The organism is Bacillus sp. AY2-1, from assembly GCF_008368965.1.
Lineage (GTDB): Bacteria > Bacillota > Bacilli > Bacillales > Bacillaceae_G > Bacillus_A > Bacillus_A thuringiensis_S.
This window is the reverse complement of the sequence record NZ_QPEL01000221.1, coordinates 1-9,596: the sequence shown is the minus strand read 5'-3', so window position 1 is coordinate 9,596 and position 9,596 is coordinate 1. Positions and strand designations below refer to the sequence as shown.

Sequence of the window (9,596 nt, the reverse complement as noted above, 5' to 3'; positions counted from 1 at the left end):
ACGAACTAATATAGAGTAATTATATATAAGCATATATAATTACTCTATATTAGTTTTAAAATTGAAAACGTTTTATACACAGGGGGAAGAATGATGCTTGGGGTTTTCAAAAAAAATATTAATAAAACAAACACCAGTATAATCGAATTAAGTAAGGACCAACAAATAACTTTTAATGTACCTACTAATTCTGAACTGAAAATTCAAATGGATATGCTACACATTTCAAAAGAAGATTTACAAGTTGTAAAAGTACTACAGCCTTTTATTTATGCAGAAATTGATTGGATTACTGAAAAATTCTATGCCAACATTACAAAACAACCTAATTTAATTACTATTATTGAACGTTACAGCTCTATTCCAAAACTAAAGCAAACTTTAAAAACACATATTAAAGAATTATTCAGCGGCAATATGCATGAAGATTTTATTGAACAGCGTGTTAGGATTGCCAAACGACATGTACAAATTGGCTTACATCGAAAATGGTATACTGCTGCTTATCAAGAATTATTCCGCTCTATTATGAAGATTTTGCAAACAAAAATAACAACAATCGATGATTTTTCCTATTCTATAAATGTCATAAATAAATTATTCACTCTTGAACAAGAACTTGTTCTTGCAGCTTATGAATCTGAATATGAAAGAATGCAAAAAGAGCATGAGAAAGAAAAAGAACTAACTGCTATGACAATTACGCATATCGCAACAGAACTAGCTGCTGTATCTGAAAAGACAAGCTCTTCTATTCAAAAACTAACCGCTAAGTCTGAAACTATTGTAGAGATTGCTAAAACAGGTACATCATTAGCTACAACATCTGAAGAAAAAGCGAATAAAGGGAAAGAACAATTAAACCAGCAAAACAAACGAATGGGATCTATTCAAATGAATATGGAAACGATTATTACAGATACTCATGAACTTCTCGATATTTCTAACAAAATTAACGAAATCATAGATATCGTTAAATCGATCGCGGAGCAAACAAATTTACTCGCACTAAATGCTGCTATCGAGTCTGCACGTGCTGGAGAATTTGGGAAGGGGTTTTCTGTTGTTGCTGGTGAAATCCGAAAATTATCAGAGCAAACGAAAGAATCGATATTTAACGTTACAAAGCTCGTCGAAAAAACAAATGAACAAATTACCCGTGTCTCGTCTTCCGTGAAACAAATTAGCTCTCTCGTATCGGAAGGAACGGATAGTATGTCGGCAACAGATCGATACTTCCAAGAAATTGTAAAAGATATGTCTAACTCAAAAGAACAGAATAAGAAAATTGAACATGAGCTACAAGCTATTTCACAAGTCATGAAAGGAATTCAAGATGATTCCTCACAAATGGCTCTAACAGCCGATAATTTGCAACTAGAACTAAATCGATAAGACAAAATTCAGGTCAGGCATACTTTTCATCTGCACTGACTACTAAATTTCATCTTCCATCAAAAAAAGAATCCAGAATGGATTCTTTTTACTTTCTGAAAAATATTTTTTGACAATACACATAACTCATATAAACACCAAAGCTCTGCAAAATAAACAATGCCGGCATAATTACATTGTAATATGCCATATCTACTTGGAAGAGCTTTAACAATACGTAGCCACTAATTAAAAATAAGAACAACATATATCCCTCATTTTGTTGTTTCTTAATTAGGAAGTGTAATAGAGCTATAGTCATAAACAATGTTACGGCTATATATATCAGTTTTTCACATTTGAAAAGAATAGAATTTATCCCCTCCTCTGAAAACTGATTTATCATCGGTTCTAAAAGTTTAAATCTTTCTCCCTCAATCTCTTTTAACTTTTGATCAATATGCTCTGTTACACTTTGATTTTTCGATATTTTTTCCTCATGTTGCGTTTTTCCAATTAAGACAGATTGAACATACGTCTCATTCGCAATCGTATATTGTGACAGTCCCATTGTCTTAATTCCATAATTCACACTAAAATGAGCACTATAAAATAGAATAAGTATCCCTATCATCTTTAGTAACACTTTTTGTTTCGTTGCTGATTGAAACACTTCAATTAATAATATATATACCGTGATAAAAATAGGAAGAAATAATCCCATTGGGAAAATCATATTACTAAATGCAAATAAAATCGCTGAAAACAACCACATATAAGGATGATCTAATCCGTTATATAAAAGTATGTAACAAGCAAAATAAAATAAAAATATTGCAAGTGACTCAGGAGTTAATACGGAACTCATGAATATATTTGGAATATACAGAGCATAAAATATAGAAGCAATACGCCCGCATTCTTCTCCAAAAACCATTGCCGCAATACGATAAATAAAAAATGCGGTTCCTGCGCAAAATAACACATTAAATAGTTGTAAAGCGAATAATGTATCACCAAATATACGAATAATTACTGACTCATATATAATAAAAGGCAAATGAGTTACAGTCCCTATATTATTACCAATTGCAATCTGCTTTGCAGACTCATACATCACTTTCATATCACCGATTATTGGAGCATCTACAAATAACAGCATACTAAGTCTCACAACTATAGATATACTTATAAGAAAAATAAGAAATTGTTTATCTGTAAAACGATATTGTAGGATTGATGCCACTAACAAAATGAGTATGACGAAAATTGCCAGTATGATTGTTACACTTGTTGTACTTCCTCCAAAAAATTGCTTACTTGTCTCAAATGCTGCCCAACAACTATAAACAAAAAATGCGAGCATCGCACCGATCGTAATTTTATTGAAGAAAGATGAAAAATTTGTTTGTATATGATTCATATGTCCATTGCACCTCTATTTCCATTCATAACAAAACGATTCTATCATGAATGGGTACATGGCTGATAGGGAATTTCTATGATAAATACATAGTCATTACTTTTTTACTTGCAATGTAAGCGAATCCTCTTTTACACTACATTTTAGATAAAATAAATTTTCTTTCAGTTATATGAATACAAATACAGAAGTTTAAATCATTCTCTTTTGGAATACACTTTACTTCATTAAATATCTAATATGAGTACTCCGCTTACACATATTATTCTGATTGAAAACAGACTATAGGGGCTGAATATATGGAAAAGAAATTCATGCGAGAATCTAAAGCAATTAAGACAACACGTGTTTTTCCTAACGATTTAAATAATCACCAAACACTTTTTGGAGGGAAATTATTAGCAGAAATTGATAGTATTGCTTCAATTGCGGCTGCAAGACATAGTCGTAAACATTGCGTAACAGCATCTATTGATTCAGTTGATTTTTTAACTCCAATTCACCAAGCTGATTCTGTTTGTTATGAAGCATTTGTATGTTATACAGGGAAATCTTCAATGGAAGTTTTCGTAAAAGTAATCGCAGAAAATTTATTAGCAGGCGAGCGTAGAATTGCTGCTACTTGCTTCATTACATTTGTGGCGATAAAAGATGGAAAACCTTCGTCCGTACCACAAGTACTCCCTGAAACTCAGGAAGAACATTGGTTACACACAACCGGTTTAGAACGCGCGGAAAACCGAAAAAAGGGACGTTTAAAAAGTAAAGAGATGGCTGAAGTTTTAACTTTAAGTAAGCCTTGGAATATTTAACATAATCTTCTCATCATACATGCACAGGTCCTTCCTTGCATGTATTTTTTATTATAAAAAATACTATCGCTTGCCTTTGTATCAGTGGCTTCCTCCTAAAATCACCCATCAGTTTTTCCTTTATTTTCTTATACTTTTAATGGTATATTAAGTAAAGTTGTTTATAAATAACCATAATATAGTTAAATATGTAAGGGGTGGTGCGGTAATGTCTATCGAGGTACCAATTTCAATACCAAAAACTTTGATTATTATTCCAGCCTATAATGAGGAAGAAGCAATTGCAGATACATTAACAAGATTACTAGAACTAAAACAACATTTTACAGCGTTAAGCATTTGCGTTATTAATGATGGCTCACAAGATAAAACAGCTCAAATCGTAAAAAATTTCCCTGTTCATCTTATTAATCTACCATATAATCTGGGCATCGGTTCAGCTGTACAAACTGGCTATAAATACGCATATGAGAATGGATATGATATTGCAATTCAGTTCGATGCTGATGGACAACATAATCCGGATGATTTATACAAAATTATACAGCCTATTGCTGAAGGCCAATGCGATATGGTGCTAGGTTCACGTTTTACAGAAAAAACAGCTTATAAAGGTAGTATTTCAAGAAGAATCGGTATTTTTTATTTTACTGCCCTACTGAAAGTGTTAACGAAACAAACATTTATGGATCCAACTTCTGGATATCGTGCTATCAATCGAGAAGTAATTACAATTTTTGCACACAATTATCCAAAAGATTATCCAGAACCAGAAGTTCTTATTCATTTAAAAAAGAAAAAACTTCGCATTAATGAGATATCTGTAAATATGCAAGAGCGACAAGGTGGACAATCTTCCATCACACCTCTTAAATCTGCATATTACATGATTAAAGTAAGCCTTGCTATATTGATGCAAAAAATCGTGAAAGGTTGATAGTGAATGCATATAATTACCTTTTCATTCATCTTTATTTTGTTATTATTCTTCTTAATTATTAATTCTATTCGTCGCGGGGCTTTAGAAACAAAATATGCTATTTTGTGGATTTTTGTTTGTGTTGCAATGGCTATTTTAAGTTCTACTGATAAAATTATAAATTGGATTGGAAAACTATTAAAAGTAGAATATCCACCATCCATCTTATTCTTATTTGGATTATTATTCTGTTTCATCTTAATTTTTGACCTAACAAGAAAAATTTCTAAGCTACACCATCAACTTGTAACATTAACGCAAGATTATGCATTATTAAAGCAAAAATTAAAAGGAACGCAAACTAAAACAGATAGCGAATAATTTTTTTACATTCAAATATTATATTATACAAAAAAGCACCTTAATTCTTCTACGAATCAAGGTGCTTTTTCATTGCAAACTATTTGTTTCTAATTAATAATTTACTAATTTTCATAACCGTTGCTACAGTTCCTACTCCAATTATAATAAATAAAAATGGAATTAATGGTAATGCATATCTTTCATATGCGGCATAAAAACAAGTTAAAGCTGTTTGCAGTAAAAGGATTGACCATAAAAATGTAGTCTCTCTCCACCTTTTTAAAAGGAAGATAAATGAAAGTATTGTACATATTAAAAACATCGTCTTAATAAAATTATGTATTTCATTCATATCCTTTGCAGAAACATTGAATACTTCAATATTATGCTCTATAGAATAATACGGTTTTTTCCACATAATTTCTGGCTTCAAGATTAAATAACTCTCTATCATGGAATTCCTATCTCTGTTCCACCATTCTTTCATTTTATCTTTCGCTATTTTTTCTTCTAATTCCATAAATTCATGTGCTTCTAGGTTAGGGTACTTTGCGTGTAATTCTACTTCAAGTTCTGCCATATTCTTACCTTCTGGGTAACCTTTCCCTTGATACGTTCCCAGTAATAACGGATTCCCTGCCCCAGCAGTTAGTGGAATAAACTTATCAAATTGAATATAATTGCGGGCCCACCATGGTCCAAGTACGATAAGTCCTATTCCTACACTTATAATCGCTTGCTTCATCATAATGCGGAATGGATAGCGCTTCATTAAGAGATATATAAATAATGGTATTGGATATAAAGCAACTTGTACGCGTAAGTACAATGCTAAAAAGTAGAAAATTAATACAATTAGGAAATGTTTCGTTTTATGAGTATCAGCTAATTTTAAACTCCAATATAATAATCCTAATGAAAAGAATAGAAACGGTCCTTCAGTTAAAGTTAAATTTTCCACAACAATCTCTGGAGGATACACAGCTAATAAGAAAGCACCTATTAATCCTGCAGCGGGATTCAATAAATAAGTACCAATCTTATAAGTTAGTAAAATACTAAGTACCCCTAATAGGATAATAATTAATTTAGCTACAAAAAGGCCTTCATTGCCATTTCCAAAAAAGTAAAATACAGTAGCTAAAAACGCTGGAAAACCTGGCATAATATGAATAGTTGGTTTATCCGGCTCATGATATGTTAACATTCCTGTTTCCAATAAAATAGTTGCCGTTTTTTGATAACCTAGATCATCGCTAGCTAGAGTCAAATCTGCACCATGTGTTTGTAAAGTTGCAAAACGAAGCGCAAAACCGACTATCATAATAATCCCTAAAAGGATTACATTAGATTTGCGAGTAAATCGCCTTAACATCTCATCTTCTCCCTTCAAATACATAATTTTCAAATTATATTTCTATATTTTTACAAGACAATATATTCTATAATAAATACTTTTTATACAAAGTACAATAATAGAAAGTTGATTTACAAAGTTTATATGCGTTAAACTGATACAGATGTTCTTGTAATCTTCTTCCTTTCAAAAGGCTTGTATATATGGTGCAAGACATAAAAAATTTGAGGAGATAAAAATTCTATGATGGAACAAAAACAACTTGTTTCTGTTGTCATACCCCTGTATAACACAGAAAAATATATTGAAGAAACGATGCATTCGATACTGGATCAAACATATAAAAACATTGAAATTGTAATTGTAGATGATGGAAGTAAAGATCAATCACCTTCTATCGTAAAAAACCTTGCAGAAAAATATCCGGGTCAAGTAAAGTACGTTCACCAAAAAAACCAAGGTGTTTCAGTAGCTCGTAATACAGGGATTGAAAATGCTAGCGGAGAATACGTCGCTTTCCTTGATAGTGACGACTTATGGCATCCAACTAAAATTGAGAAACAAATCGAGAGTATGCATAAAAACAACATGGACGCGTGCTATTGTGGTTATATGAATTTCTACGAAGAAACAGGCGAAAAGGTTGAGCATACAACAAACTTTATTAAAGGTGATATGGCAAAAGCATTCTTAACACACCAAGTTGTTGCTCAAACAAGTACTTGGATTTTCAAACGCTCTATCGCAATGAATCATAATATCCGTTTTACACCAGGATGTAGCTGGGGAGAAGACTTGGAGTTTTTATTTAAACTAATGAGTGTGACAAATGTATGCTATGTCGATGAATATTTAACATATTATAGAATCTTATCAGAAGGAAATCTTTCTTCTAAATATAAAGATTACGAATTAAAAACAACTAAAGAACTGGAAGTATTCAATCGTATGAAAGACTGGGTACATAATAAATCTCAAGACTTCATTACGAAAGACCCTCAGTCACTTATTGAGATTCTTGAGACTTATTTATTCCCTTATACGGTTATCAATAATGCTTGTATATACATTAAAGAAAACTCTCAATTAAATAATGCCCAAGTTCAATTAATCAAAAAAGATATAAAGAAATATTGCCGTAAAATCTATTCAAAAAACGGAAAGCGTAGTAAAAAACTATATGCAATGCTTTGGTTTGTACGAATTAAATTTCTGTTTTCTTAAACTGAAAATATAGTACTCACCTCTCTTTCCGTAAACAAATCAAATTTACAAATAGGACAGACAAAAAAGGTCCTAAAGAATAGAAAGGTTTTTTCCCATGAAAACAAATAAGATTCTTAAAAATGCCTCCTACCTATTTGTAGGAAATATTACTGTTCGATTTGTACTTGCTATCGCGACGATTCTCTTTGCAAGATACGTGTCTCCCGGTGAGTATGGAATGTTTACAACTGCATTAGCAGTTTCCGCTGTTATTTGTTATTTCACAGATGCAGGTTTGACACATACGTTTATGCGTGAAGGAACGAGAAAGGATGCAAATATTAGCGTACTAATCAGTAGTTATTTACGCATTCGTTTCGTATTAGCTGTCGTAATTTCTGTACTCTTCGCTATTTTTGCTCAGTTCTTCTATACGGATGCCTACTTACGCGCCATGGTATATTGGGTTGTATTACCAACAATGTTTGGAGCAACTTTACAAGGCGTTGGAATGGCTTATTTCCAAGTAACAGAACGTATGCAATTTACAGCGATTATTTCTGTACTACAAGGTGTAACAGCCGCTGCTGCGCTTCTACTAGGAATGTCATTGAAATGGTCACTTATGACAGTCGCTGCCATGTACGGGATATCTAGTCTTGTAACAGGAGTCATTGCCTTCATAATGGTACTCCGCCATACGACAGTTCATAAGGGCTGGGACAAAGGGATTTTAGATCAACTGCTGATTTTCACAATCAATGGCATTATCATTATGCTTTTACCGCAGTTAGGCCCTATTATATTAGAAAAAGTTTCGACATATGAGCAAGTTGGATTCTTTGGAGCTGCATCGAAAATACCTGCAGTCCTTTATCAAATACCTGGTGTAATTGCAGCAGCCTTCTATCCAAAGTTATTTGCGTTTGGAAATGAAAAAAATATTGATGAACATAGAAAACTATCTCAGTTTGAATTAAAACTGATGTCTTTCTTAGGAATGGGGATCTCCATTCCATTTATCGCTAATCCAAGCTTTTGGATTGTTACTTTATTAGGTGAAGAATATGCGCCAGCTGGTGATGCTCTTGCCATTTTAGCCTTTATGGTCATTCTACAATCTATTAACTACCCACTTGCTGATAATTTAACGACCATTGGTCAACAATGGAAACGTGCAACAACAATGGGAATCGGACTAGCTGTTGCCGTTATAAGTTACATCGCCTTAGGTAGTCAGTTCGGAATGATGGGAGCCGCTATTGCTGCTATCCTTACCGAGATTACGTTACTAATCGGATTCACTCTATTTGTTCGTAAAGGCTTCTCGTTACTATTTAAAGGGATTATATTCAATACCTTAGCCTTTATAATCAGCTATATTTTATACCGCACAATATTAATTGCCTTACCGCCACTAGTTGCTTTAACAATTACTGGTATATTATACGGTATTATCGGTCTTGCAATCGATCCACAAATACGCGTATTGATTTTAGGATTTATAAATAAAAAGCTGGCTCGAAAATAAATAAAAATAAAAACTTCAAATCAAATTTGAAGTTTTTATTTTTATCTTCTTCACTTAGAAAATGAGCCCTTTTTCAATCTATATCTTAAATTGACTTGCCTTTCTGGAATGATTATACTTGGAAACGAACAGCACTAGATGTCTAACACCTATTATTAAGGTAATTCATAGTTAATTCTTCATGTAAATATTAACTATTCACGCCCTAAATTTTCCACAAATTGCACAAATGAACACTTTATTAATACTATTAAAAATCGCCGATTCATACATAGTTTTTCTTCATCATAAAACGATATCCAGAGGTGAAGAATGTGGCAATTGCATTTAAGGAGGCTTATTTATTTAATGACTTCAGAAGTAAATAAAAGAACATTTTTCACTAAAAGCACACTTATTATTATTCCATTATTAATAATATGTGCATTTGCTTTTCATTACTTTTTCCTAAAATCAGACAGTGTATTTTCTAGTACGGGAGATGCATTATCACAATTCAGTTTCTTTACATTCCTTTTACAACACGCATTTAAAGATGGAAATTTATTTTGGTCTTGGGATTATGGCTTAGGTGGAGATTTATTCGGAGAATTTAGTTATTACTATAGTAC

General features: G+C 32.3%; 9 protein-coding genes and 1 pseudogene. 8 read left to right on the top strand and 2 right to left on the bottom strand.

What is annotated here, in order from left to right; translation table 11 throughout:
- Positions 1-90: 90 nt before the first annotated feature.
- Positions 91-639: pseudogene (locus DN403_RS32465) on the top strand (protoglobin family protein); the annotation flags it as partial.
- Positions 640-654: 15 nt separating this feature from the next.
- Entirely contained in the window at positions 655-1,395 is a 741-nt protein-coding gene (locus tag DN403_RS32460) for a methyl-accepting chemotaxis protein (protein ID WP_372464371.1), read from the top strand.
- An 88-nt stretch (positions 1,396-1,483) separates the two neighbouring features.
- On the opposite strand, the gene DN403_RS29175 is transcribed toward DN403_RS32460, so the two are convergent.
- The gene (locus tag DN403_RS29175) at positions 1,484-2,797 is read right to left on the bottom strand and encodes an ArnT family glycosyltransferase (protein WP_017762716.1); all 1,314 of its coding nucleotides are present in this window, start codon (positions 2,795-2,797) and stop codon (positions 1,484-1,486) included.
- Positions 2,798-3,096: 299 nt separating this feature from the next.
- On the opposite strand from DN403_RS29175, the gene DN403_RS29170 reads away from it, so the two are divergent.
- The 3 genes from DN403_RS29170 (at position 3,097) to DN403_RS29160 (ending at position 4,909) form a co-directional block, all read left to right on the top strand.
- The gene (locus tag DN403_RS29170) at positions 3,097-3,609 is read left to right on the top strand and encodes an acyl-CoA thioesterase (RefSeq protein ID WP_000412126.1); all 513 of its coding nucleotides are present in this window, start codon (positions 3,097-3,099) and stop codon (positions 3,607-3,609) included.
- A gap of 208 nt (positions 3,610-3,817) precedes the next feature.
- Positions 3,818-4,546, top strand: coding sequence for a glycosyltransferase family 2 protein (locus tag DN403_RS29165; RefSeq protein WP_000021473.1), 729 nt, complete (start codon positions 3,818-3,820; stop codon positions 4,544-4,546).
- Between the two features lie 6 nt (positions 4,547-4,552).
- The gene (locus tag DN403_RS29160; RefSeq protein ID WP_000547569.1) at positions 4,553-4,909 is read left to right on the top strand and encodes a DUF2304 domain-containing protein; all 357 of its coding nucleotides are present in this window, start codon (positions 4,553-4,555) and stop codon (positions 4,907-4,909) included.
- Positions 4,910-4,988: 79 nt separating this feature from the next.
- On the opposite strand, the gene DN403_RS29155 is transcribed toward DN403_RS29160, so the two are convergent.
- Entirely contained in the window at positions 4,989-6,266 is a 1,278-nt protein-coding gene (locus DN403_RS29155; protein ID WP_000946117.1) for a glycosyltransferase family 39 protein, read from the bottom strand.
- A gap of 225 nt (positions 6,267-6,491) precedes the next feature.
- Between DN403_RS29155 and DN403_RS29150 the strand changes: the two genes are divergently transcribed.
- The 3 genes from DN403_RS29150 to DN403_RS29140 form a co-directional block, all read left to right on the top strand.
- Complete coding sequence (locus tag DN403_RS29150) at positions 6,492-7,472, top strand: glycosyltransferase family 2 protein (RefSeq protein WP_000970513.1); 981 nt, start codon at positions 6,492-6,494, stop codon at positions 7,470-7,472.
- Between the two features lie 97 nt (positions 7,473-7,569).
- On the top strand, positions 7,570-8,985 hold the full coding sequence (locus tag DN403_RS29145) for an oligosaccharide flippase family protein (RefSeq protein WP_000856150.1): 1,416 nt from the start codon (positions 7,570-7,572) through the stop codon (positions 8,983-8,985).
- Positions 8,986-9,333: 348 nt separating this feature from the next.
- Positions 9,334-9,596: YfhO family protein (locus DN403_RS29140; RefSeq protein ID WP_149186047.1), on the top strand; the 263-nt coding region annotated here is incomplete at its 3' end.